Source organism: Phascolarctobacterium sp. (assembly GCF_045124115.1).
Lineage (GTDB): Bacteria > Bacillota > Negativicutes > Acidaminococcales > Acidaminococcaceae > Phascolarctobacterium_A.
The window spans coordinates 1-26,256 of sequence record NZ_JBGVLF010000054.1; the positions used below are offsets into that span (position 1 = coordinate 1).

Below are 26,256 nucleotides of genomic sequence, written 5' to 3' on the forward strand. Positions count from 1 at the left end.
CGTAGATTCTTACATCCATTTCTACAGATATGAGCGTTACCAAGAAAATCTCAAGCAGAAGACCCCCTTCGAATATAGTAGATATCTGCAACTAGCAGTCTAAATATAAGGGGGGTGTCCAAACTATAGGGTCCACGTCAAATTATGCAAAAAATTCTTACTATTTTTAGGACAGACACAATGTAGGCAAGATTTTCAAAATTCAACGCCAAATACTATGCATAACAAAACATTAGCGAAGAAAAAAAGTAATCCCCTTCTCCACCGCAAATTACGCAGTGTTGAAGGGGATTACTTTTTTCGCTATGAAATTATTTGCACGCTTCTAATTGAATGGGCAGCTGTGCACATAAATCCAACATGCTTTCGCAGCCAACTTCGTGGACTACGTATTCAGGTTGGATAGTATCAAGAATCTGTTTAGCAGCCTTTGTTTGGAAAGGCTTGTGTTGGTCAATGGAAGTAACATGCTCCCATACCAGCTCAGGAGTAAGCTTGGACGGAATTTGATGGTTGAAATTGCGTTGGTATGCACCGGACAAGGAGCAGCTCAAATGCACGCCACGTACCAAATCCTTGCACTCGTTCAACTTTTCATAAACCTTGCACACATAGTCCGCACCCTCTGCCTCAGTCTTCAGGCGCAGATTGGTGTTCATCAGATGACCGGTATCAAGCATAATACCCACATTTTTACGTTGAATACGCTCGAAGAAGTAACGTACGTTGCGCACATCTGTCAAGCGCAGGCCTGGCCACCACAGGTTTTCAAACAACACCGGGATGTGGGCAGGGATTTCGTCCGCTACAGCGTTGAAAACGTCTGCAGACGCAGTCAAAACTTCCCTATCGCTATAGTTAAACTCATAGGTGAAGATTTCTTCGCTATTAGCTTCGGACACATGCCAAACAAGATACTCCGGCTCCTGCGCCACAGCAGCACCAATATTGCGGCGGATAACGCTGAGCCATTCATCGCAGCTCATAGCATCCTTAAAGTATTTATTGCGCTCGCGGATATTGCGGAACTGCATTTTCAAACGTTTAGCCTTCTTCAGCCAAAAATCCATCCAGTAGGGCCAATAGTGCAGATGCACGCCAACCGTCAAATCTTTATAAGCATTGGGTTTAGGGTCCAAGGTATAAATAAACTGTTCAATACCATCCACACCCATATCTTTAATTATTTTTTCCAATTGCAAGCCATTTTTCCGCAGCTCATCCTCATACCAGTCGATAGCGCAGTAACTAATCAAATGCTTTGTCATAACTTCACACGCTCCGTATCATATATAATCAAAGATAATAAAATTTTCATTGCTATTGATAATATATATCAATAGCGTTTTTGTCAGCAATATTTAATCTAATATTCATTATATCATCACCAACGTTTTTTGGCAAGGTAGAAAGATGCGAGCAACTTATTTGTGCGCAACAATTGTTACAAAATATCCTCAGCACACCAAAAAATAGGACCATGCACACAATGTACACAGTCCTATAGGCAGTTAAATATAGTCTTTTAAATGTACTACTACTTTTGCTTACCCTTGCTCTTTGACTGCTTGTACCAAAAGTATAAAACAAGTAATAAGAGTATTCCTCCAGGTAAAGCCAGTATCAGTCCACCTACAAAACCAATTTTCACACAAAAAAGCACATAATCTATTAAGTCGTTATTATCATCTTTGCGTGCTTGTTCAATCTTTTGCTTCTTTTTTTGAGTTTCAATAACTTGTTCGTCTTGCAAAGCAGACTGCTTATTTATTTCTTCTGTTTTATCTATCTTTACTACGCCCAAGAGCTTTTTTGCTTCTTCGGTAGTATATTTCGTACCACAATGCTGGCAGACAAATAGCCCATCTTGCTTGATAATATCGTTACTACCGCACAATTCACATACAATGGCCTTCATACTACCGCCTCCGCAAAAAATAGTTTTTCTAGATTAACACTTTCTGGTCAAGGTTTCATAAAGATTATAGCACGCCAATACTAACGCTACAACGGACAAAGCAATAATCCCCTTGTCTAAAACATATCTCGTCGCTGCTGCAATCTCCATTTTGGGCAGCATGTACTTTGCTAAGAATACCACAATCAAAATCACAGATACAATAATTTGCCTTACAGTTAAATTCGTCATTTCGCCCCTAACTCCTTTCTTGCCTAGTATAACAGCAAAAGTGATATGCACCCTTTGCTTAAATTTTATTATACAGGCCTATGTGTACTAAAAACGACCTAATTATACAAAAAGGCTGCCTGCGTATCCACAGACAGCCTAAAATTTTTATTTTCTTAGCCCAGCCAAGAACGCACACCGGTGCGTTTAGCGCCTCTTTCCTTGTTTACTTCAACTTGCTCCGGAGCATACAGCAACAAATCGTCGCTAATAAAGGACACAGAAGCATTTACAATGTAGCTAACACCATTCAGATAATCAAAAATACGGTTTCTCAAAGGCGCATCCACCGCTTCAAAGCTCACCAAAATCGCACTACCGCTCATCAAAGAATCAGCGTACTCGCGCACATCAATAAAGCATTTCGGAGTACGCACCATAATATTCAGATGACCTGTCTTTACAAGACGGGGACCTGCGTATTCCTCAACATGTTCTTCTTCCTCAGCAGAGGTAAAAAACTTCAATGCCGTATTTTTTAAATCCATGGTCACAGCCTCCCTACAGACGCATATCTAAGCGATAAATTGTCGCAATATTCCTTGTAACTTACATTTTAACAAAGTACCATGGAAATGTCAAAATGTTTTTGCAAAAAATACACGCTAAATCTTTTTAAAATAAGTTAGCGCCCTATCGGAAAGCTCCGACTAGGGCGCTAAGAAATCAAGTGTTGGCTCCGTTATTATTGTGCGTTTTTCATACGGCCACGCATCTTGCCGCGTTCCAGACGATCCAGAATCTTTTTACGCATACGAATGGATTTAGGAGTTACTTCTACCAATTCATCATCGTTAATGTGTTCCAAAGCTTGCTCCAAGGAGAAGGTGCGAGGCGGAATCAGGCGGATAGCTTCATCACTGCCGCTAGCACGCATGTTGCTGACATGTTTCTTCTTGCAGGGGTTAACGTCCATGTCGTCTTCACGGCTGTTTTCGCCAACCAATTGACCTTCATAAATCTTTTCAGCAGGAACTACGAACATGGTACCACGCTCTTGAGCGTTGCCAATGCCATAGGAAGTGGTTTCGCCGGTTTCGAAAGCAACCAGGCTGCCACGAGTACGGCCGGGGATATCGCCTTTATAATCTTCATAACCTGCAAATACATGGTTCATGATACCGTTACCTTTAGTATCGGTCAGGAATTGGTTACGGAAACCGATCAGGCCGCGAGCAGGAATCTTGAATTCCATACGCAGATAGCCTGCCATCTCGGTCATGTTTTGCAGTTCAGCCTTACGCAGACCTAAGCCTTCCATTACAGCGCCCATATAATCTTGAGGAACGTCAATGGTCAGTGCTTCCATAGGTTCTTGCAAAGTGCCGGTTTCGTCACGATGCATAATAACTTTAGGTTTACCAACTTGCAGTTCGAAACCTTCGCGACGCATGGTTTCAATCAAAATGGACAGATGCAGTTCGCCACGACCGGATACTTTATAAGCATCGGGGGAATCCGTTTCTTCTACACGCATAGAAACGTTGGTTTCAACTTCTTTGAAAAGACGGTCGCGCAAATGGCGGCTGGTTACAAACTCGCCTTCCTTGCCTGCGAAGGGGCTGTTGTTTACATAGAAAATCATGGACAGAGTCGGTTCGTCAATCTTCAAGCCCTTCAGTGCTTCCGGATTATCTTTATCAGCAATGGTATCACCGATGTTAGCATCAGCCAAACCAATCAAAGCAACGATATCGCCTGCTTGTACTTCAGGAACTTCTACACGTTTCAAGCCTTGGTAGGTGTACAGACGGCCGATTTTGCCGTTACGGTTGCCTTTTTCGTCCATCAGGACAATATTTTCGCCATTATGGATGGTACCGCGAACTACACGGCCTACAACGATACGGCCTACATAGTCATCATAGTCCAGGGTGTTAACCAGCATTTGCAGAGGAGCTTCGGGATCAACATCGGGAGCAGGAATGTTTTCCAGAATAACTTTGAACAGGGGCTCCAAGTTGTCGCTTTCTTCGTCCATGGTCAGCTTAGCAATACCGTTACGAGCGGAAGCCAGAACTACAGGGAATTCCAATTGATCTTCATCAGCATCCAGCTCGATGAACAGATCAAGAACTTCGTCGATTACTTCATCTACACGTTGGTCAGGACGGTCAATTTTATTGATAACTACGATAGGTTTCAAATGTTGTTCCAATGCTTTACGCAGAACGTATTTGGTTTGAGGCATGGGACCTTCATAAGCGTCAACCAAAAGCAATACGCCGTCAACCATGGTCAATACACGTTCTACCTCGCCGCCAAAGTCAGCATGGCCCGGAGTATCCAGAATGTTAATTTTTACGCCAGCATGCATAACTGCGGTATTTTTAGACAGAATAGTGATACCACGTTCACGCTCCAAATCGTTGGAGTCCATTACGCGTTCTTCTACGTGTTCGTTAGCACGGAATACGCCGCTTTGTTTCAGCATCGCGTCAACCAAAGTAGTTTTGCCATGGTCAACGTGGGCAATAATTGCGATATTACGGATATCGTTTCTAATCATGGTACTATTCTCTCCTCACTTCATTCGTTACAATCAATTATAAATCACTTAAAGACAAGAAAAAGGATGCTTGTCAAGTGCATCCTTCCTAACATATTACTAAAATATTATATGCTTTTTCTTAGTACCTGTCAATAAAATTTGTGTAAAAAACCTTACAAAAGCCTGCAAATGACAGGTTTCCCCCTCTTTGGGCATACAAAAAACGCAGGCCGTGCGACCTGCGCTGTATTGCTATTTGGTGGTGGGCCCAGTAGGGTTCGAACCTACGACCAATCGGTTATGAGCCGACGGCTCTACCACTGAGCTATAGGCCCATTGCAAAGTACCAAACATAAATATTGTATAATATGACTTAGCCTATGTCAAGGCTTACTCCAAAAAGTCTTTCAACTTCTTGCTACGGCTGGGGTGACGCAGTTTGCGCAGTGCCTTAGCCTCGATCTGACGGATACGTTCGCGGGTAACGCCAAAGTGCTGGCCTACTTCCTCCAGAGTACGGCTGCGGCCGTCCTCCAAGCCAAAGCGCAGCTCTAGCACGCGTTTTTCACGTACGGTCAAAGTCTCCAGAACTTCCTCCAGTTGCTCACGCAGCAAGGTAAAGGAAGCAGCGTCTGCCGGAGCAGGAGCATCGTGGTCCTCGATAAAGTCGCCCAGATGGGAATCTTCTTCCTCACCAATAGGAGTTTCCAAAGAAACAGGCTCTTGAGCAATCTTCATAATCTCGCGGACACGGTCAACGCTGGTATCCATTTCCTTAGCGATTTCTTCAGGCAGGGGCTCACGACCTAATTCCTGCAGCAATTGACGGGAAACGCGGATCAACTTGTTAATAGTTTCTACCATGTGTACAGGGATACGGATAGTGCGGGCTTGGTCCGCAATAGCACGGGTGATAGCCTGACGAATCCACCAGGTAGCGTAGGTAGAGAACTTAAAGCCCTTGTTATAGTCAAATTTATCAACCGCTTTAATCAAGCCCAGGTTGCCTTCCTGAATCAAATCCAAGAACAACATACCGCGGCCTACATAACGTTTGGCAATGCTGACTACAAGGCGCAGGTTGGCTTCGGACAAGCATTTTTTTGCATCATCGCCTTGTTGGCGTACAGCCTTCAGCAACTTGTCATAAGCTTCGTCCAAGTCGATATATTTTTCAGCAATAGCGCTATCCTTCTCACGACCATCGGACAGACGGCTCTTAATTTCATCAAGAAGAGCGCGCAGCTGATACAGATTATGGATATCCTTGTCACTGGTAGGACGTTCCACTACTAATTTATCGCATTCGGGGATTACGCATTTCTGCTCCACCATGAGGCGTTGCAGATGCAGGCGTTCATCACGGGTAAATTCAAAAATCAAATCCTCGTAATCGCTAACTTGGTAGGGATTGCCTTCCAGCTGACGCTTTTTGATCATATCCAGCACACGGAATACGGAACGCATCTTGGTCATATGCCATTCTTCTTCCATGTATTGATTGATTTTATCCACCAGTTCGGAGGTATTTTCAGTGTCGTTGAATACAGGAGCGTCCAAGGTAATCATCTTGCCGCGGAGCAAGCGTTCTGCCTGACGGCCCTTATCCATACGTTTAGCCAATTTGATTTCGTCTTCGCCTACCAACAGAGGCACACGACCGATTTCCTTCAAATACATACGTACCGGGTCATCGATGCTGATGCCTTCGGGAACGGTCAGGTTGGCCAACTCGGCTTCACTGATTTCATCGTTGTCAGAATTCTCGTCATTATCCAACATAGGTAACGCATCATCGCCTACAGTGTTGTCATCAACGATTTCCAAACCTTTTTGATGAATAATATCCATCAAACGCTCAACTTCTTCAGGGCTGGGCGTATCCAAGGTATTGACAACCGCCATCATATCACTATAAGTGAGAACACCATTGCGAGTCTTGCCTTTTTGCAGCAGCTCGTCAATCTGTTCCTGGGTGAACTTGTTGTTGCCTTCCATGGTGTTCCCTCCTTCCATCTTATTTTTAGTTTCCATAGAGTTTTTTGATTTCATTCTTTATCCTTTGAGTCTCCATCAATTCTTGCATAAACCGTTCGTCAGCCGACCGTTCATATTCATCAGCCAACAACCTATGCCTTTCATATTCCCGTTCCAAGTGGCTGCGGCGCAACTGCCGCAGGCAGTCATCCACCATCCGCTCACCGCTGGCTGCGGGAAGCTGCTTTATCCTAATCCGCGCCAATGCAGATTGGGCTTCACCGGTCAAAGCATCATTTAATTTATCAACAGTAAAAGTTCCTGCAGCCTCCAAACGACACAGCTCCGTAAAAATCTGCTGCAGTTCTGCACTGCCGCAGCCCGTGGTTTCCACAACCTCCGTACAACGGTCTGCCCGCTCCGGCTCGACCAACAACGCCGCCAAAAGCAGCTCCCCTGCCTGACGACAGGCGTCGGTCTCCTGCATCCTCAGCTCCGGTCCACGCACAGGCTCCAATCTTGCTCCACCTTTTTTTGCTGCCTTACGGTATTCCTCCACAATGAGGCCCTCGTCTATGGTCAGCCTTTGAGCAAGCCTGCGTATATGCTCCGCAGCCTCGATTTCGCTTTTACATTCTAACAGGAATGGTAGTATATTCGACACAGCGTCGACTTTTCCTGCCAAATTACCGGTATCACCTTGCAAAATTGTTTCATCTATTTGAAAATCGATACCTTCCTTAGCTTGCGCCAACACCTGCAGGAAAGCTTCCTTGCCGTGACGACGGACAAATTCGTCCGGGTCCTTGCCATCGGGTACGGTAGCAATGCGTACCTTCAGCCCTGCTTCCCTAGCGATGCTCACCGCCCTGACGGAGGCACGCCTGCCGGCGCTGTCGCTGTCATAGCAGAAGATGACTTCGTCAGCAATGCGCTTTAAAAGCTTAGCCTGCTCTTGGGCGAAAGCCGTACCCATGGAAGCAACGGCGTTGTCAATGCCAGCCGCATGCAGGCTGATGGCATCCATATAGCCTTCCACGATTACCGCCTGCTTAGTTGCACGAATCGGCTTGTAAGCGACGTCCATACCGAAAAGAATCCGCCGCTTATTGAACCATTCTGTTTCCGCAGTGTTCAAATACTTGGGTGTGCTGTCATCCAGCACCCTGCCGCCAAAGCCCACGATATGTCCTTTAGGATCGCGGATGGGAATCATCACCCTGTTGCGGAATTTATCGTACATATGGCTTTTGCCACGTGCCGCCAACCCTGCAGCCTCCAGCTCTTGGGGACTATAGCCCCTGCGCCCCAGATTGCTCAAAAGAGCGCTAAAGCTGGCTAAAGCATAGCCAATGCCAAAGCTGTCGATAATCTTCCGATCAATACCGCGTCCTGCCAAATAGTTTAAAGCAGGCTTGCCGTAATCCGTATTCAGCAGACAGGCTTGGTAAAACCTGCAGGCAGTAGCATTGGTATCGTAAATCCGCTCCCTTTGCTTTTCCCGCTTGATTTCCGCTGCTGTCTTCTGTTTTTCCGGCACGGCAATGCCGTAGCGCCCGGCCAACAGCTTCATGGCATCCATGAAACCGCAGTTTTCGATTTTCATAATGAATTTAAAGATATCCCCACCTTCATGACAGCCAAAGCAATAGAACATATTCTTGCCCGGGTTTACAGAAAAGGAAGGGGTCTTTTCGCCGTGGAAAGGACAGCAGCCCCAAAAGTTCTGCCCGCGTTTTTTCAAGGGCACGTAGGAGGAGATGACTTCCACTATATCAGCTGTGCTACGCACTTGCTCTTTAAAGTTTTCAAACTCTCCGTCCATGTCCTTCCCTCCACCGCTAATTTACACATAATTTATATTCAATGCATAATGGAAAAATCCTCTTTTTTTTGAAAAAAATCTTCAAAATTTGCCGTTTAGCCCTTGCAGGCAGGATAAAAAAATACTATAATATTTATTACGCTAAAAATCATACATTGATTTTAGCGTTTTCTATTATCTGTATCTATAATCGAGGTAAGCATTATGAAAAAATTTATTTTAGCGATGCTCCTGCTGTTAACCATGATTCCCTCCATGTGCTCCGCAGTAGAACCGGTGATTACCAGCGATAGCAAAACCTTCAACGTTATGAAGGGCATTTACGATTTACGCGGCCACGTCTTTGTCCAATTTCCTGCTCATGACACCACTTTGACCATTACCGGCGATGCTACCCAAGTGTATATGTACGCTATGGAAGTTCATGGACAGGGCAATATCACTTTAAGCTTTGGCGATATGCATTTCAAATGCGACAAGGTTGATGTCTACCATTCCGACCGTACCGCCTACGTTACCGGCAATTTGAACTTCCAAGATGGTAATACCAAAATCACTGCCGATAAAGGCAGCTACTGCTGGAAGACCAAGCTGGCGGAATTTAGCGGTAATGTAACTGTTAATGGTTCCCCCCACGCAGGCGCTGTTGCCTACAATGTTATGACAAAGGAAATTATCGAATCAACCGCCAAATAACTTCCTGCAGAAGATAAAACAGCACATTTTAATTAAGAAGTAAAGCGATGGTGCCTACAATATGTAGAGCCATCGCTTTTATATTTAAGCTTGCCATTAAAAATATTTTAGTAGCAGGTATTGAAATCTGACCATAATGTGAGTACAATATAGTGGATATAGATAATGGTAAAAATTAACCTTTATAAACTCTTTGAGAAAGGTACTTAAAGATGCAAAAGAAAAGCAAACTATTAATCATTCTGGCTGTCGCCCTGCTGGTATGCGGTGCAGCCTTCTACTTCCTTTATTTCGTCCGTACTCCGTCCTATGCTTTGAATGCGGCGCGAACTGCCTTCCAACAGCATGACAGAGAAAAATTTGAACAATACGTAGATGTGGACTCCGTTATGAGCAATGCTTTCGAAGACATCATCAAAGCGGAAAGCAAAATCAATAACGATAATCTTCTGGATAATCCTTTCGCTATCGGCATTCTGCATATGCTCAAACCCGCTGTAGTGGATTTAATGAAAGAAGATGCCTTGGACAGAATCGCCACTAAGCCCGGTGCAGAACAGAAACAGGCAGACCTGGTTCCTGACGCTATGATGCGCAACATGGAGCGCCACGTTCCCTATAAAGAACTAGTGCTGAAGGATGTAAAGCTGAATAAGCAGAATAAAGATAAAGCCACTGCCACCATCGTCCTCCACAACAAAGCTTTAGAAAAAGATTTTGTTGCCGAACTTGGCATGGAAGTCAACGACAAAGGCACTTGGCAGATTAAGAAAATCAGTAATTTGGAAAAGCTGATTATCGAAGTCACCGCTGCCCGCAAAGCACAGCAAGCCGCTGCCAACAAGCCCATTATGGAGCGTCTTTCTAAAGCCGTACAGACCATGGAAACCCATTTGGCAATGTTCAAGAATAACGATGCCGACCTTGAGCCACAGAACAAGCTTACCGCCATTGTCAGTGTTAAAAATAACACTGGCGTAGCCATCAATCGTATGTATTACGATGTAATGCTTTTTGATGAACAGGATAAGCAGCTTTATTCCTATCCTGAGCATTTCCGTGGCGAAATCCGTCCTGGGCAGGTTGCCGAGCTGTGCACGGACAAGCCGCTGAACAGCATGCTCCCCGATGACAAAAAACTGATGGAGCTCGATATCTCCAAAGTGAAATGCCGTATCCAAGTAACGTATATTGCTTTTGATGACGGCAACGTGCTTTCCCCCAACGCTTTTATGCAATAGACAAGAGACTGAGAACAAACAGTCATTGTTACCATATTCCTAGACGAATCATTGCGATTTTAGTTCACCACACCCTGTCATCTCGCTACGCTTCAATGACATCCCCCTAGATAGGGGGAACGAGGCACTATAATCTATTTTTCCGTAAGAATACTTAAAACATCTAGTAGACAAACGGAAAAACACCTAAAGTGTCTCGGCTCCCCTGCTAGGGGAGCTGGCACCCATACCACTTTTAATGGTATGGGTGTCTGAGGGGTTATAAATGAGCGTTAAGAAATCGCACGTGAGTCGGAATATGGTAACATGACAATATATGTCTCAGTCTCTTTTTATACCCAAAATACACTTTTGTAACTATCTATACACATATTCTTCACTACAATTGTTGCAGAAAATTATTATTTTAGGTATAATTAAATGTATACCAATTTTTTATTTAGTGTATGCTTAATAGGAGGATAGATATGAGTCGTTTAAAAATTGCAACACCTGACCAAGCTCAACTGACGGTCGAACGCTTATATAAAGACCTTGAGCGACACATCATCGCCAGCCCTCCGGGACTGTGCCCTGTTGATTTGCAGCTTTCCTTTTTGAAAGTCTGCCACGCTCAAACCTGTGGTAAATGCGTGCCCTGCCGCGTAGGCTTGGCACAACTCCAAAACTTGATGGAGGACGTGCTGGACGGCAAAGCTACCATGCAGACTCTGGACCTTATCCAAAGCACTGCCGAAAACGTAGCCAACAGTGCTGACTGCGCTATCGGTTTCGAAGCTGCTAAGATGGTTCTGGCAGGTTTGGAAGGTTTCCGCGAGGACTACATCAACCACATTAAGAAGGGCAAATGCTCTATTCATGTCCATCAATCCATCCCCTGCGTGGCTCTGTGCCCGGCGCAAGTGGATATCCCCGGTTACATTGCTTTGGTAGGCGCCGGCCGCTATGCTGACGCTGTCAAACTTATCCGCAAGGACAACCCCTTCCCCACCGCGTGCGGCCTGATCTGCGAGCACCCCTGCGAAGCACGCTGCCGTCGTAATATGATTGATGCTGCTATCAACATCCGCGGCTTGAAGCGTATGGCAGTGGATAACGCTCCCAGCAACACTGTTCCCGTGCCTGAAAAACAACCTGCTACCAATAAACGTATCGCTATTATCGGCGGTGGTCCCAGTGGTCTCAGCGCAGCTTATTACTTGGAGCTGATGGGGCATCATGCCGTAGTCTTTGAAGAAAAGAGCAAACTGGGCGGTATGCTCCGCTATGGCATTCCTGCTTACCGTTTCCCCCGCGAACGCCTGCAGGAAGATTTGGACGCCATCCTTTCCACCGGTGTGGAAGTACATTTGAACAGCCGCGTTGGTAATGGCGAAGGCGAAATCCCCTTCGAAAAACTGCGTGAAGAATTTGATGCAGTCTATATCGCCATCGGCGCACACACCGATAAAAAAATCGGCATTGAAGGCGAAGATTCCCAAGGCGTAATCAGCGCCGTAGAAATGCTCCGCTCCATTGGCGAAGAAAAAATGCCTGACTTTGCAGGCAAAACCGTTGTTGTTATCGGCGGTGGCAACGTAGCCATGGACTGCACCCGCAGTGCTGTCCGTTTGGGCGCGAAGAAAGTAATCATCGCCTACCGCCGTCGTCAAGACGATATGACTGCTCTGCCGGAAGAAATCGAAGGTGCAGTAGCAGAAGGTGCAGAACTGTACGGTTTGAAAGCTCCCCACCATATTGAAGCTGACGAAAACGGTAACGTATCCGCCCTGTGGGTAGAACCCCAAATCATCGGCCCCATCGACGCTTGGGGACGTGCACGCCCCATCCATGCAGATGTGGATTTGGAGCGCATTCCCTGCGATATTATCGTTGTAGCTATCGGTCAAGGCATTATGCTGCGTCCCTTTGAGGAAGCAGGCATCAAGATTAAACGCGGTACTATCTCCGCTTTGGCAAGCAGCGAACTGGCCAACAATGAAGGCGTTTTCGCAGGCGGTGACTGCGTAACCGGTCCTGCTACCGTAATCCGCGCTATTGCCGCAGGCAAAGTTGCTGCAGCTAATATTGATGAATACCTCGGCTACGAGCACATCATTACCTGCGATGTAGAAATCCCCGATCCCGATATTGACGACAAGCGCCCCTGCGGCCGTATCCAGCTTACTAATAAGGAAGCAGGCGTGCGTAAAAATAACTTTGAGCCCATGGAATGCGGCATGACTGTACAAGAAGCTTGCCAAGAAGCAGGTCGCTGCCTGCGTTGCGACAAGTTCGGCTTCAGCACCTTGAAAGGAGGCAGGACCTTAAAATGGTAAACTTAACAATTGATGGTATTAAGGTTTCCGTACCCGAAGGTACTACAATTATGCAGGCCGCTGCCACCGTCGGCATTGATATTCCCCGCCTGTGCTTTTTGAAAGATATTAACGAAATCAGCGCCTGCAAAGTGTGCGTTGTAGAAATCCAAGGACAGAACAGAGTTGTTACCTCCTGCACTACTCCTGTGCAAGAAGGCTTGGTAGTATTCACCAACTCCCCCAAGGCTCGCAGCGTCCGCCGTACTAACGTAGAGCTGATTTTGTCCCAACATGACTGCCTGTGCGCTACCTGCGTCCGCAGCGGCAACTGCAGTCTGCAAAAACTGTCCAACGATCTGGGTATTTTCGATATCCCCTTTGAACGTGATGTGGTAGATGTGCCTTGGAACAAGGACTTCCCCTTAATCCGCGACTCTAAGAAGTGCATCAAATGCATGCGTTGCGTACAAGTTTGCGATAAGGTGCAAGACCTGCATATTTGGGATGTACAGAACACAGGTTCCCGTACTACTGTAGACGTAGCAGGCAATATTACTATTGAAGACTCCAACTGCAGCCTCTGCGGCCAATGCATCACCCACTGCCCTGTTGGCGCTTTGAAGGAACGCGACGATGTGCCTAAGATCTACGAAGCTTTGGCAGATACCAGCAAAGTTACCGTAGTACAAGTGGCACCTGCGGTACGTACCGCTTGGGCAGAAGCTTTCGGTCTGACGGAAGAACAAGCTACGGAAGGCCGCTTGGCAGCAGCCTTGAAACGCGTAGGCTTCGATTACGTTTTCGACACCAGCTTTGCTGCTGACGTAACCATTATGGAAGAAGCCAGCGAACTTTTGGAACACTTGAAGGAGCCTGATAAACATGCATGGCCCATGTTCACTTCCTGCTGCCCGGGCTGGGTAAGCTACGTGACCAAAAAGTATCCTAAATTCGTAGGCAACCTTTCCACTACCAAATCTCCCCAACAAATCTTTGGTGCCATCATCAAATCCTTCTTTGCCGAAAGCAAAGGCTTGAAGCCCAAAGAAATCTGCTCCATTTCCATTATGCCCTGCGTATCTAAAAAACGCGAAGCAGGACTGCTTTCCATGCGCAGCAGCGGTACCCATGATATTGACATCGTTCTGACTACTCGCGAACTGGTACGTTTGCTCCGTGCGGAACATATCAATCCCGCCCTGTTGGAAGAAGCAGAGTTTGACAATCCGTTAAGCCTGAATACCGGTGCCGGCGTTATCTTCGGCGCTACCGGCGGTGTTATGGAAGCAGCGCTCCGTACTGCCTACCATGCCGTAACAGGCGCAGAAGCACCCTTCGATGCTTTCGTAGATGTACGCGGTGAGGCAGGACGCAAAGTGCGTGAGTTCACCATCGGCGGCACTACCCTGCGCACCTGCACCGTAAGTGGTTTGGGCAATGCAGGCAAACTGCTGGAAGATCTGCAAGCAGGCAAAGTTCACTACGACTTTGTAGAAGTTATGGCTTGCCCCGGCGGTTGCGTCGGCGGTGGCGGCCAACCCATCCATGATGGTGAAGAACGTGCTGCTATGCTGGGCGACAAGCTGTATAAACTGGATGATGCACGTCCCCTGCGCCAATCCCACAACAACCCTGATGTGAAGGCGCTGTATGACAACTTCTTAGAAAAGCCTTTGAGCGAGCGTGCAGAACATCTCCTCCACTCCAACCATTTAAAAGAAAAGAACTACTTAGTTTAATACCTGCTTTGAGCAGAATACAAGAAGAGGCTGGGACAAAACCAGTCATCGTTACCATATTTCCAGACGAATCATTGCGATTTTAGCTCATAAGTGCTTAGAATCACCGAAGTGAAGCGAACCAAACAGCAAATTGTTTTGCGAACAAGATCGGCCGCGAATCTTCGTTGTGATTCTGCACGAAATGAGCGTTAAGAAATCGCACGTGAGTCGGAATATGGTAACATGGCTATATATGTCCCAGCCTCTTTTCATATGAGTATAGTAAAGTTATTTCCTTACTCCACAAAAAAACTACGCAGACTGACATGAGTCGATCTGCGTAGTTTTATTTTTAAAATTTTACGTCGCTGGGCTCGTAGTCCACAGTAGTTTTGACAAAGGCAATTTCGTTGCAGTACGGATATTGGGGGCAGTATACGCACTCCTTCCATACCTTCTGGGGCAGCTTATCCTTCGCAGTTTCTATATAATCGCATTTAGCAAAGAACCCCGGTTGGTAGGTAAGGGTAAAGAACATGGTCACGCCACGCTCCACGCCTTCCTGCTCCAAACGCTTTACCAGCTCCCTGCCAATGCCGGAGCATTTCAGCGTAGGCTCCACTGCCAAACTGCGGATCTCCGCCAGACGGTCCCACACAAAGTGCAGCGCACCGCAGCCAACTAAATGACCGCCCTGAACTGCGATAATATAATCGCGCAGGTTTTCATAAATAGCATTGCGGGCGCGGGGAAGCATCAAACCTTCCTTGGCGTAATAATTGAGCAGCTTGTGGATTGCTTCCACATCGCTGAACTTAGCAGGACGATAGGTAATCATAGGACAGGACTCCTTGTATATATATTACAGATTCACTGCAGAAAAATTGCAAATCTTACAGCTTATCTTACCATTAAAAGCGCTCTAGAGCAAGAAAAACTTGCCTTTATACTACATCCGCTCCTTCAGCATATCCGCTGCCGCACACAGGGCAATAATCATGGAAGAAGGACGGGGCGGGCAACCGGGTACGGCAATATCCACAGGTACCACGTCTGCAGCTTTGCCCACAATAGCGTAAGTAGAGCCATAGGGATTGCCACCGCTGGCACAAGTACCGCAAGCCATTACCAAGCGCGGTTCAGGCATAGCCTCATAGGTCATGCGCAGTGCCTGCTCCAGATTGCGGGTAACTACGCCTGTAACCATCAGCATATCTGCATGGCGGGGAGAGGCAACGAAAGCGATGCCGAAACGATGCAGGTCATAAATAGGATTGCTGGTGGCGCCCATTTCGAAGTCACAAGCATTGCAGCTGCCTGCGTCCAAATGGCGCACGTGCAGACTGCGTCCCAAAGTTGCCGTTACAGCATCTTTTACTTGGACCTGGCTTTCCACCAAAATCTCTGCCAACGCTTCCTTATTGGTATGCTGCAAGGATTTTTGCGCGCACGCTTCTACGCATTTGCCGCAGAACAAGCATTTTTTATAGTCAATTACAGGTCTACCGTTTTCCAAGCGCAATGCCTGAGTAGGACAAACAGCTGCGCAAGCACCGCAGCCGCCGCAATTACCGTCGCAGTAAAGTTGGCCGCGCATGCGTTTATGTCCGGTTGTATGAATATTTTCTGTAGCGATTTTGCCAGCGAAAATTGCTTCCAGCATTTTTAACATGTTGCCACCTCCTTAACGGTCTATGCAGGCATAGCACAATTCAAAGCTTTTATTAATTAAAGGGAAGTCCGGGATAATATCGCCCTGGACAGCCACAGTCAGCGCAGGCCAGTTGGGATAGGAGGCACTGCGGATGAAGCTGCGGTCAATGCGGCCTTCTGCATCCAGCATCAACCAGTGGAGATTGTCACCGCGGGGAGATTCGCTGATGCCCCAGCTGCCTTCCAAAGTTCGCAGTTCGCCCAAGTCCACTTTCAGGACGACTTCCGCATTTCGGCGCAGTTTGCTGATGATTTGACGGACGATCTTCAAGCTTTGGCCAACTTCACCTACACGTACTTTAATACGTGCTTCTACGTCGCCTGTGTGCTCTACAACTACATCAAAATCCAGCTCGTCATAAATACCGAAACCCATATCCTTACGGCTGTCGCGCTCCATGCCGCTGGCACGGGCGCCAACGCCTACCATAGCCAAATCGAAAGCAGTTTCTTCGCGCACGATACCCGTAGTGCGGATACGGTTGACAAAGTTAGCCTGCTCCCACATAATGTGCACCATGTCCGCATAAGTTTTTTCCACTTCGCGGAGGACTTCTTCAATTTCTTCTAAAATCTTATCGTCAGCGTCCATAGTTACGCCGCCGGGAACGATCAAACCGCGCAGGAAGCGGTTGCCTGCCAACAGTTCGTTAAGCTGCTGCAAGCATTCCTTCAAGCGGGCGCCCATGCTGATAACCGGGGAAAAACCAACGCCGGCACAAATGTTACCGGTGTCGCCTACATGGTTATACAGGCGTTCCATTTCCAAAGCCAAAGTACGGATAAGCCATGCACGATAAGGCACCTGCGCCTCGGACAGCTTTTCTACCGCTTGGCAGAAGCTCAAAGTGTTGGCTACACTGCATGCACCGCAAATGCGTTCAATAATAGGCATTGCTTCCTCGGGAGTTTTGCCTTCCAAAGCTTTTTCAATCCCGCGGTGGGTAAAAAACAACTTGGCATCCAACTGCAGCATCGCTTCGCCTGCTTGGCTGAAACGGAAATGGCCGGGTTCGATAATGCCTGCGTGAATAGGACCTACAGGCACTTCAAAAAGGCCTTCGCCTTCGGAAGTCATCATTTCGTAGTCGCGGTGGCCGTGGCAGTCGCAGTCCACAGGCACCTGTTTACGCAGGGGGTGGAAGCCTTCCGGGAAGCTTTCGTGAAGTACCAAGGGACGCAGGTCGGGATGACCTTCCGGCACAAAGCCGAACATATCGTGCAGTTCCCTTTCGTACCAAGCAGCAGCAGGCAGCAAGGTAGTCAGGCAGGGATAGTTCAAAGGACCATCCGCAGGAAATTCCGCCTTTAAAGTATCAAGAGTACGTTTTTCTGCATTATAGAACAGGCAGTAGATGGCCAGTCCCCCACCCCTTTGGGTTTCGTCTGCACCAAACATGGCTGCCAGCGGATGCTTGCCACCGTCACTGCAGATATTGGCAGCGCCCCGCAAATTTTCAGGTTTCACCAGCATAGCATCAGCCTCCTATAATTTTCACAGCTTGGTTCAACATATTATTGATCCAAGGAATATTTTCAAAGCCTGCGCCTACAACACAGGTCAGCATTAACAAAAGCGCCAGTACAGGTACGTCGATAGCACCTAAAAGATCGCCTAAAGGCTCACGTTTCGCCTTATCGCACAGCATACGCATACCGTGGTAGAGGATGCCGATAAGCACGCCTGCCAGCAGTACAATGAGCAGACTGCCTGCTACCCAATGACCTTCGTCAAAAAGGGCGGTCATAATATAGAACTTGCTGAAGAACAAGCCCATGGGAGGCAGGCCCAAAATGCCCAGCATACCGGTGAGCCAGAAAGTTGCTGTATGGGGAACGTCCTTAATCATACCGTGGATACGCATCATGTTACGGGTTTGGTACTCTTGGATAATGGTGCCCGCAATATAGAACAGGACGAATTTAATCATGGCGTGACTGTACATGTGGAGCATCAAGCCTTTAATGGACAGTGCGGAGAAAGCACCGATTGCCGCTACCATAATGCCGATGTTTTCCATGGAGGAGTACGCCAAAATACGCTTTACGTCACGTTGTACGACAACGAAGGGAACTGCAACAGCAACGGTGAGTACCGCGAAGAACAGCAGCATGCTGCTCATCATAGCACTGCCTGCAGTAGGCAGCAGGATTACCAAGTTACGCAGCAATACGTAGATAGCACAGCTGCACAGGGCGCCGGAAAGCATACCGCTAGTTAAGGATGGTGCTTCTGCATAGGCATCGGGCAGCCAAGTATGCATGGGCGCCATGCCTGCTTTTGTACCGTAACCGATGACGATAAAGAGCAGCGCCAGTTTGGTCAAAGAGGGGTTCAAAGCACTGGCGTGTTGGTGCAAGTAAAGCCAGCTGAGAGCGTTTTGAGAACCCAGAGCCTCCAACTGCGCGTAGTAGAGTACCAACGTGCCCAGCAGTGCCAAGCAGATGCCTACGGTGCAGACCATAATGTATTTCCAAGTTGCTTCCAAAGCAGCACGGGTGAATTTAAAGGAAATCAGCAAGGCGGAAATCAAGGTGGTAGCCTCGATAGCAACCCACATTAAGCCGATGTTCTTCACCAAGAGGACGATGAACATAGTCCAGCAGAAGAACTGCATCAAAGCAAAATAACGGCCTGTCTGCAGTTGTTCGCCTTTAAGGACACCGCAGCGTTCTTCCCTAGTCAGGTAGGAACGGGCAGTCCAGCTAGCTGCTACGTACAAAGTAGCAATAATAATCAATACCCAGCAGCTCAACGCGTCAATGTAGAAGTATTCATCTACATAAGGTTGGGCAGGATCGAAGTTGGCTGCCAAAAGGGCTACGCTGATGCCTACGCCGGTGGCAGTCAGGCGGTGCAGCCAATGTAAAATATTATTGGAGAAACGTCCGGTTAAGGCCAAAACAGCGCACAAAGGCGGCAGACATAACAGGACTAAAATATATTCCAGCATCTTCCACCTAACCTTTCAGTTTATCCAAGACGTTGGTGTCCGTCGTGCGGAAGGACAGACGCAAACGAGAAGTTAAAATAACAAGAATTACTACAGCGATGAGCACGTCCAAGAAAATACCCAGCTCGATAATCAGCGGCAAACCTTCTGTCATAATCAAGCCCAAAAGGTAGATGCCGTTTTCCATGGTAATCAGACCGATCATCTGCATAATAGCACGACTACGCATAACGATCAGAGTCAGACCGGTCATAATCATGAACATGGAAGTCGCCAAGATATCGCGGCCTTCCGCTTGGGGCAGCAGACCATCGATAACCATATAGCCCAATGCCAAACTGCAGGCAGCAACGGCAGTGGAATAGTTTACATTAATATCGCTGACGATTTCCTTTTCATCACGCAGGCCCTTTACTACCCACAGGATAGCGTAGGGAATGAAGATAACTTTAACGGCAATGGTCAAAAGACCGGGCAGCCAGCCGTGAAGGCCGCCGCCATGGCTGAGACCGATGACCAAGCAGGCTGCAGCAATCAGTGCGGACTGCACGCTAAGGCACAGGGTAGCACGACGCAGCTCCATAAATCTCGTCTGCAGGAAGACGATAAACATTAAATTAACTACTAAATATTCCATCGTCAACCTCCTTTACTGCGCTACTACTGCCAACAGCAGCATCAACGCTGCCGCAGCCAAGTAAACGCGGACTTTAAACAGACGCATTTTGTTATTCAGTGTTTCCACAACGCCCACTGCCACAGCGCTTAAAAGCACCTTCAGCACTACGGGCAGATTCAAGGGCAGATACAGCATGGAGAACAGCATGAGGAAAATCAGCAGCTTCAGTTGGCTTGCCCAATGAATGAGCGCCAAAAGACGACCAGAGTATTCCAAAGTCATACATTCGTGGATCATGGTCAGCTCCAAGTGGGTGTCCGGGTTATCCACGGGGATACGGCTGTTTTCCGCCAGCATTACCAAGAAGAAGGCAATACAGGTCAGTACGCCTGCTACCGTCAGGTTTACTTCGTCAAAACGCAGCGCCATGCCGGAAATAGAAGTGCTGCCGGTGTGGAGCACGTTGGACAGAATGGAGAGCATAATAACAGGCTCTACAAAGGCTGCCACGTACACTTCACGGCTGCCGCCCATACCGCCGAAAGCAGTGGCTGCATCCATGGAGGAAACGGCCATGAAGAAACGGCCTAAAGCCATAATATAAACAAAAACGAAAACATCGCCAAACCCGGCACGGCCGCCAAAGAAGTTAGGCAGCATGCAGGCTGCAGCCAAAGTGGTGACAAAGTACACACAAGGCGCCAAGCGGAAGATCATACTAGTGTAAGGAGTAACCATAGTAGGCTTAGCCCACCATTTTTTGATGTCGTAATATTCTTGGAAGATGCTGGAGCCCACACGGTTCTGCAGGGCAGCCTTCACCTTTTTCACAATGCCTGTAATCATGGGCGCTACTAATAAGAGCAGCAGCGCTTGCGCCAAGCAGAGGGCCAAATTTTGTAATTGATAAGTCAAATCCATCATTTATACAGTGCCCCCCATACTAAAACTAAAACCATGGCAGCCATAACGTAGGATACGTACAGGCGCACACTGCCCTGCTGCAGACGGCGCAGGAAAGCGGAAACACCTACGAAATGTTTTTGGAAAGGCAGATAAAGCTTTTCCGTAATCATATCGGGGATTTCCAGCTTGTAGGACAGCTGACGGCCGAAATAGGAATGATCCTTGCGGACATAAGTTACTTCACGCTTAGGCTTCAACATATAGTCGAAAGCACGGCGTACAGGCTTACTGAAACCGGTAGCAGAATACTGTTGGCGCTCCGTAGGATAGGTACCGCAGTTCCAAGTAACACTTTCCTCAACAAAAACGCCGGAGGTTGCCAAGTAAATAACAGCACCCAAAACAGCTAACAAAATCAAGAGCAGTACAGGGTTGAACACTGCCAAGGCACCACTGCCTGCCCAAGCAAAGCCCATGCCTTGCACGGCAAACTCAAGAGGAAGTTCCAAAGCGATGCACACAGTTTCAATCACTTTAATGGGATAGATACCGCAAACAATAACAAGAACGCTGGCGATACCCATTGCGCTAAGCATAAAGCCATCGGATTCATGGGCATGCTCTACCAGCTCGCTGCGCTCGCGTCCCAAGAAGGCAATGCCGAAGAAACGCACGAAGCAGCCCAAAGCCAAAGCACCGGTGAAGCCCAGCAGGATGAAGCACAGTGCAGTCCACAGGCGGATATCTTGGGCGGAGCTAGAGGAAGCCAAAGAGATAAAGCTTTGCAGCACCAGCCATTCACCGGTGAAACCATTGGTCATGGGAATCGCAGCCAAAGCCATGGAGCCTACAAAGGTGAACAGTGCAGTGTACGGCATTTTGCGTGCCAAGCCACCGAAAAGTTCCAAGTTTTTGCTGCCTGTGCCGTGCATAATGCTGCCCGCGCTCATAAACATCAGCACTTTCATAATGCTGTGGTTGAAAGCATGGACAAGGGCAGCCACAAAGCCCAGCATATACCAATTGCTGGTTCCCACTACCTTCAGCAGCATACCGCAGCCGAAAGCAGCGAAGATAACGCCCATATTTTCCACGGAAGAATAAGCTAAAATACGTTTAATATCAGTTTCCATCTGCGCATAGAGCACGCCCAAAAAGGCGGAAACTACGCCCACTACCATAACGATAACGCACCACCAGTAGTTCCAGGCAGGCAGGAAGCTGAACATAAAGCGCCCGAAACCGTACAGAGCAATTTTCAGCATTACGCCGCTCATGAGGGCGGATACATGGCTGGGCGCCGCAGGATGGGCCTTAGGCAGCCACACATGCAGGGGTACGAGACCTGCCTTCAAAGCGAAACCAATGAAAGCAGCGGCAAAAACGCCATGCTGCCACCAACCGGTCAGCCTGTTATTGGCCATATCGGCAAAGCTGAAGCTGGCGCTGGCAGTACCTGTCAGCAGGAAAGCAATCATAATGGCAGCCGTACCGATGGAAGTCATTACTAAATATTGGTAAGCAGCAGTCCAAGTGCTGCGTTTTTCAGATTCATGGTTAACCAGCATAAAGGATGCTACCGCCATTATTTCCCAGAACAGCAGGAAGCTGAAGCCATCGCCTGCCAACAGCACCAAGACCATGGACGCGATAAACAAGCTCCACATGCCGCCCAAAAGGCGTAAGCGGCTGCCCTCGTAGCTTTGGGCGTAACCCAGAGCGTACAAGCTGGTGATAACACCGGCGATACCGGTTAAGAGCAAAAAGATTGCGCTCCAACCATCACAGGTCAAACTATAGGAGCCCCATGCCAAGGGCTCTGCCTGCACTCCACCCCACAACTGCATACCTGCACCATAAGCCACCAAGGCACTGCCTGCCAAAGAGGCGCCGTTGGCCAGCCAATGGGCTGCACGCTGCAGGCTATGAGGGAAAAACAGGGTCACAATGCCGACGCCATAGCAGGCAACGGCCATCAAAAACAAATCCATCTCCTCACCTACACTTTCAAATTTTTCGTCACAGTAAATTCACCAGTTCACAAATTTGACATCTGATAATTATACCATATTTAGGAGCCAGTTGAAATACACGGGGACGTAGTTTTAGAAAAAATTTATGTAAAACCTTGCTTACATCCTTCTTACAGTAACTATTTAACTAATTTGTACTAACGTAGGCAACACATATTTCTCCGTTAGAAACCAAAGACCTCCCAAAGAAAATCTTCGGGAGGTTAAAAGGCTTATAAATTTTTTCGTCCGCAGCTTACAGACCTGCTTGCTGGCGCAGTGCAGCAGCTTTATCGGTGTGTTCCCAAGGCAGGTCCACATCAGTACGACCGAAATGGCCATAAGCAGCAGTCTTTTTGTAAATAGGACGCAGCAAGTCCAGTTCGCGGATAATACCGGTGGGGCTCAAAGCGAAGTTCTTCATTACCAGCTCGGCAATCTTTTCGTCATCGATTTTGCCGGTGCCGAAGGTTTCTACCAGTACGGAAACAGGATGCGCTACGCCGATAGCGTAAGCCAGTTGGATTTCGCATTTATCTGCCAAGCCTGCAGCCACGATGTTTTTGGCAACGTAGCGGGCAGCGTAGGCAGCACTGCGGTCAACCTTGGAGGGGTCCTTGCCGGAGAAAGCACCGCCGCCATGACGAGCCATACCGCCATAGGTATCAACGATAATCTTACGCCCGGTCAGGCCTGCGTCGCCTTGAGGACCGCCGATTACGAAACGACCGGTGGGGTTAATGTAGTATTTAGTATTTTCGTCCAGCATTTCTGCAGGAACAACAGCTGCCACTACTTCACGCAGCAGATCTTCGCGAATTTGCGCTTGAGTGATTTCCGGCGCATGTTGGGAAGAAATAACGATAGCATCTACGCGGGTAGGTTTGCCGTCGTCGTATTCAACGGTAACTTGTGTCTTGCCATCGGGACGCAGGTAGGGCAGTACGCCGGTTTTGCGAACTTCGGTCAGGCGCAGAGCCAATTTGTTAGCCAGGTATGCGGGCATGGGCATATAGCTGTCGGTTTCGTTGGTTGCGTAGCCGAACATCATGCCTTGGTCGCCGGCACCGGTTTCTTCTTCCGCAGCTTGGCCTTCTTTAGCTTCCAATGCTTTATCAACGCCCATAGCGATATCGGGGGATTGTTCGTCAATGGAAATCAGAACGCCGCAGGTGTTGCCGTCAAAGCCGTATTTAGCACGGTCGTAGCCGATATCAATAACGGTCTGGCGGGCAATGCGGGGAATATCAACATAGCATTCAGTAGAAATTTCACCGAAAATATGGATTTGACCGGTGGTAACGATGGTTTCGCAAGCTACACGGCCTTTGGGGTCTTGGGTCAAGATAGCGTCCAAAACCGCATCGGAAATTTGGTCGGCAATTTTGTCAGGATGTCCTTCGGTAACGGATTCAGAGGTAAACAGTTTTCTCATTTCATGCTCCTTTCTAAAGACGGGTTAGCAACCCTTTATCATAGGTTTCGTGCTGAGGAAATAAAAAAGGCGTTCTCCAGTGAGAACGCCATAAATCGCTTTAAAGCATCCTCATCTCACAGCTTTAAGTGCTGCAGGACTTAGCACCGTTTCACAGACGTCACTCTGCAATGGTTGCTGCGGTTTCACAGGGCCGGTCCCTCCACCGCTCTTGATGAGAGTTATCTAGGACGCAGATACGTCCTAACCAGTTGTCTAAGATATTATATAGCATGTTGCTAACTATGGCAAGTGTTTTGTAAAATTTGTCACAAAAAATTTTAACATTGCCTAGTCAGCTACTATGCCAAAGCTTACTAATTACTTGCGCTCGCTTTTAATGCGCAATGCTTCGTTCAGGATACGCTGTGCTACCTCCGTCTTAGGCAAGCAGTCCAAGGACTGGATTGCGCCATCGGCGAAGAGGAATTTGACAATATTGGTATCCGCATTAAAGCCTGCGCCGGCGGCAGTAACATCGTTAGCCACGATCATATCAAGATTTTTCTTGACTACCTTGTCACGGGCATTATCAATCAGGTTTTGGGTTTCAGCAGCAAAGCCAACCAATACCTGATGGGTTTTCGCTGCGCCCAAAGTCTTCAAGATATCGGGGTTCTTATCCATAACGACGGTCAAGGCATCGTCGGTCTTCTTCTTGATTTTTTGGTCAGCCACATCGCGAGGACGATAGTCGGCTACAGCAGCAGCCTTGATTACAATGTCCATCTCCGGGTATGCTGCCAGGCAGGCTTCCAACATTTCGTTGGTAGTTTCTACCTTGATAGTACGCACATTGGCAGGAGGAGTCAAAGCGGAAGGACCGCTGACCAGCAGTACATCTGCACCGCGTTCTGCAGCCATCTGCGCTACAGCATAGCCCATTTTGCCGCTGGAACGGTTGCCCACAAAGCGTACGGGATCAATGGGCTCACGGGTGCCTGCAGCAGTAACCAGTACCTTCAGGCCGCGCATATCCCCTTCGCGTTTCGCAAAGAAGTCGCTGATGAACTCCACAATCTGCGGCGGTTCAGGCAGGCGCCCTGCACCACTGGTGCCGCAAGCTAACACGCCCACTGCCGGAGGCATCACGGTAACGCCACGGCTTTGCAGCTTAGCGATATTTTCCTGGGTAGCAGGATTTTCAAACATACCCGTATTCATAGCGGGGCAGACGATGATGGGTGCTTGGGCAGCCAAAAGCGTGGTGCTCAACAAATCATCAGCCAGACCATAGGCCATTTTGGCAATAATATTAGCGGTAGCAGGAGCAACAACAAAAACATCAGCCCAGTTTGCCAAAGCAATATGCTCCACATTAAACTCTTGGTTAGCAGTCCACATGGACACTGCCACCTGGTTGCCGCTGATTTCTTTAAAGGTCAGAGGAGTGACAAACTGTTGGGCGTGCTCCGTCATTACGACGCGCACCTCGCAGCCCTGCTTGCGCAGGCGGCTGACAAGATCCACAGCCTTATATACGGCAATACCGCCGGTTACTCCTAGGACAATCTTCTTACCCTTTAACAAGGCCATTTCCTCCCCTATTAAACGTTTTTGGTACGCTCGTAGGTAATAACGTCGTTAGCGATTTCTTTCAATGCGCTGCTAACTTCTTTTTCCGGTGCGTTAACTTCCGGTTGAGTCAGCTCGCGTGCTCTTTTAGCAGCCAAAATAACCAAAGTGTACTTGCTGTCCACCTTTTCAGCCAAATAATCGATGGAAGGATCTACCATAGACATTCTCTATCACTCCTTTATGCTTTTCCTTTGCAAATTTCATCAACAATAAAATAGGTTCTGGCAACTCTGTAGCGTTCTGCCTCCATAATGGTGAGCACCTTGTTGGCAGCTTTTTCCGCTATGTCGTTGACAATGATGTAATCATATTCCGCAGCGTAGGTAAGCTCCCCTGCTGCAGATGCCATACGGCGTTCGATAACGTCCACGCTGTCCGTACCGCGTTTGTAGATGCGGGCGGAAAGTTCCTCCAAGGAAGGAGGTACGATGAAGACGAAGACGCCTTCCGGGAAACGTTTCTTAATCTGCAGGGCGCCTTGGATATCAATCTCCAAGAGTACGTCCTGACCTTTATCCAGCAAATCCATAACGTATTTGCGCGGAGTTCCGTAATAGTTGC

21 protein-coding genes, 1 tRNA gene, 1 pseudogene and 1 riboswitch are annotated in these 26,256 nt (G+C 47.9%); of the genes and pseudogenes, 4 read left to right on the forward strand and 19 right to left on the reverse strand.

Annotated features, from left to right (window positions below):
- Positions 1 to 311: 311 nt before the first annotated feature.
- From ACJMM4_RS08090 to dnaG, 8 genes are all read right to left on the reverse strand, one after another.
- Positions 312 to 1,268, reverse strand: coding sequence for a TIM barrel protein (locus ACJMM4_RS08090; protein ID WP_405381539.1), 957 nt, complete (start codon positions 1,266 to 1,268; stop codon positions 312 to 314).
- A gap of 269 nt (positions 1,269 to 1,537) precedes the next feature.
- Positions 1,538 to 1,918 carry a TFIIB-type zinc finger domain-containing protein gene (locus tag ACJMM4_RS08095; RefSeq protein WP_405381537.1) on the reverse strand — a complete coding sequence of 127 codons (381 nt, stop codon included), beginning with the start codon at positions 1,916 to 1,918 and terminating at the stop codon, positions 1,538 to 1,540.
- Positions 1,919 to 1,951: 33 nt separating this feature from the next.
- Entirely contained in the window at positions 1,952 to 2,149 is a 198-nt protein-coding gene (locus ACJMM4_RS08100; RefSeq protein ID WP_405381535.1) for a hypothetical protein, read from the reverse strand.
- A gap of 155 nt (positions 2,150 to 2,304) precedes the next feature.
- Positions 2,305 to 2,676 (reverse strand): cell division protein SepF, encoded by a 372-nt coding sequence (gene sepF / locus ACJMM4_RS08105; protein WP_405381533.1) that lies wholly within the window; start codon positions 2,674 to 2,676, stop codon positions 2,305 to 2,307.
- A gap of 197 nt (positions 2,677 to 2,873) precedes the next feature.
- Positions 2,874 to 4,697 carry a translational GTPase TypA gene (typA, locus tag ACJMM4_RS08110; protein ID WP_405381531.1) on the reverse strand — a complete coding sequence of 608 codons (1,824 nt, stop codon included), beginning with the start codon at positions 4,695 to 4,697 and terminating at the stop codon, positions 2,874 to 2,876.
- Between the two features lie 242 nt (positions 4,698 to 4,939).
- A tRNA-Ile gene (locus tag ACJMM4_RS08115) sits at positions 4,940 to 5,014 on the reverse strand.
- A 55-nt stretch (positions 5,015 to 5,069) separates the two neighbouring features.
- A complete protein-coding gene (gene rpoD, locus ACJMM4_RS08120; RefSeq protein WP_405383943.1) occupies positions 5,070 to 6,677 on the reverse strand; it encodes an RNA polymerase sigma factor RpoD in 1,608 nt (535 codons plus the stop codon).
- A 25-nt stretch (positions 6,678 to 6,702) separates the two neighbouring features.
- Complete coding sequence (dnaG, locus tag ACJMM4_RS08125; protein WP_405383945.1) at positions 6,703 to 8,481, reverse strand: DNA primase; 1,779 nt, start codon at positions 8,479 to 8,481, stop codon at positions 6,703 to 6,705.
- A 204-nt stretch (positions 8,482 to 8,685) separates the two neighbouring features.
- Here dnaG and ACJMM4_RS08130 point away from each other — a divergent pair, with 204 nt between their 5' ends.
- The 4 genes from ACJMM4_RS08130 (at position 8,686) to ACJMM4_RS08145 (ending at position 14,457) form a co-directional block, all read left to right on the forward strand.
- Positions 8,686 to 9,177, forward strand: coding sequence for a hypothetical protein (locus tag ACJMM4_RS08130; RefSeq protein WP_405381395.1), 492 nt, complete (start codon positions 8,686 to 8,688; stop codon positions 9,175 to 9,177).
- Between the two features lie 212 nt (positions 9,178 to 9,389).
- On the forward strand, positions 9,390 to 10,418 hold the full coding sequence (locus tag ACJMM4_RS08135) for a DUF2939 domain-containing protein (protein WP_405381397.1): 1,029 nt from the start codon (positions 9,390 to 9,392) through the stop codon (positions 10,416 to 10,418).
- Positions 10,419 to 10,885: 467 nt separating this feature from the next.
- On the forward strand, positions 10,886 to 12,736 hold the full coding sequence (locus ACJMM4_RS08140) for an NAD(P)-binding protein (RefSeq protein ID WP_405381399.1): 1,851 nt from the start codon (positions 10,886 to 10,888) through the stop codon (positions 12,734 to 12,736).
- On the forward strand, positions 12,730 to 14,457 hold the full coding sequence (locus ACJMM4_RS08145) for a [FeFe] hydrogenase, group A (RefSeq protein WP_405381401.1): 1,728 nt from the start codon (positions 12,730 to 12,732) through the stop codon (positions 14,455 to 14,457). The genes ACJMM4_RS08140 and ACJMM4_RS08145 overlap by 7 nt, the downstream gene beginning before the upstream one ends.
- Positions 14,458 to 14,791: 334 nt before the next feature.
- Here ACJMM4_RS08145 and ACJMM4_RS08150 read toward each other — a convergent pair whose 3' ends face one another.
- The 11 genes and pseudogenes from ACJMM4_RS08150 to ACJMM4_RS08200 form a co-directional block, all read right to left on the reverse strand.
- A complete protein-coding gene (locus ACJMM4_RS08150; RefSeq protein ID WP_405381403.1) occupies positions 14,792 to 15,277 on the reverse strand; it encodes an N-acetyltransferase in 486 nt (161 codons plus the stop codon).
- 111 nt (positions 15,278 to 15,388) lie between these two features.
- Positions 15,389 to 16,111: an NADH-quinone oxidoreductase subunit NuoB gene (nuoB, locus tag ACJMM4_RS08155; RefSeq protein WP_405383947.1), complete on the reverse strand. Its 723-nt coding sequence runs from the start codon at positions 16,109 to 16,111 to the stop codon at positions 15,389 to 15,391.
- Between the two features lie 12 nt (positions 16,112 to 16,123).
- Positions 16,124 to 17,626 carry an NADH-quinone oxidoreductase subunit C gene (locus tag ACJMM4_RS08160; protein WP_405383949.1) on the reverse strand — a complete coding sequence of 501 codons (1,503 nt, stop codon included), beginning with the start codon at positions 17,624 to 17,626 and terminating at the stop codon, positions 16,124 to 16,126.
- 4 nt (positions 17,627 to 17,630) lie between these two features.
- Entirely contained in the window at positions 17,631 to 19,106 is a 1,476-nt protein-coding gene (locus ACJMM4_RS08165) for a proton-conducting transporter membrane subunit (RefSeq protein WP_405380587.1), read from the reverse strand.
- 7 nt (positions 19,107 to 19,113) lie between these two features.
- Entirely contained in the window at positions 19,114 to 19,743 is a 630-nt protein-coding gene (locus ACJMM4_RS08170; RefSeq protein ID WP_405380589.1) for a hydrogenase, read from the reverse strand.
- Between the two features lie 12 nt (positions 19,744 to 19,755).
- Positions 19,756 to 20,649 (reverse strand): respiratory chain complex I subunit 1 family protein, encoded by an 894-nt coding sequence (locus ACJMM4_RS08175; RefSeq protein WP_405380591.1) that lies wholly within the window; start codon positions 20,647 to 20,649, stop codon positions 19,756 to 19,758.
- Complete coding sequence (locus tag ACJMM4_RS08180) at positions 20,646 to 22,622, reverse strand: proton-conducting transporter membrane subunit (protein WP_405380593.1); 1,977 nt, start codon at positions 22,620 to 22,622, stop codon at positions 20,646 to 20,648. The genes ACJMM4_RS08175 and ACJMM4_RS08180 overlap by 4 nt, the downstream gene beginning before the upstream one ends.
- Before the next feature lie 277 nt (positions 22,623 to 22,899).
- On the reverse strand, positions 22,900 to 24,078 hold the full coding sequence (gene metK / locus ACJMM4_RS08185) for a methionine adenosyltransferase (RefSeq protein ID WP_405380595.1): 1,179 nt from the start codon (positions 24,076 to 24,078) through the stop codon (positions 22,900 to 22,902).
- A 108-nt stretch (positions 24,079 to 24,186) separates the two neighbouring features.
- Positions 24,187 to 24,299, reverse strand: a riboswitch (SAM riboswitch).
- Positions 24,300 to 24,438: 139 nt separating this feature from the next.
- The gene (gene coaBC, locus ACJMM4_RS08190; RefSeq protein ID WP_405380597.1) at positions 24,439 to 25,647 is read right to left on the reverse strand and encodes a bifunctional phosphopantothenoylcysteine decarboxylase/phosphopantothenate--cysteine ligase CoaBC; all 1,209 of its coding nucleotides are present in this window, start codon (positions 25,645 to 25,647) and stop codon (positions 24,439 to 24,441) included.
- Positions 25,648 to 25,664: 17 nt separating this feature from the next.
- On the reverse strand, positions 25,665 to 25,853 hold the full coding sequence (gene rpoZ / locus ACJMM4_RS08195) for a DNA-directed RNA polymerase subunit omega (RefSeq protein ID WP_405380654.1): 189 nt from the start codon (positions 25,851 to 25,853) through the stop codon (positions 25,665 to 25,667).
- A gap of 20 nt (positions 25,854 to 25,873) precedes the next feature.
- Positions 25,874 to 26,256 (reverse strand): annotated as a pseudogene (locus ACJMM4_RS08200) (guanylate kinase); the annotation flags it as partial.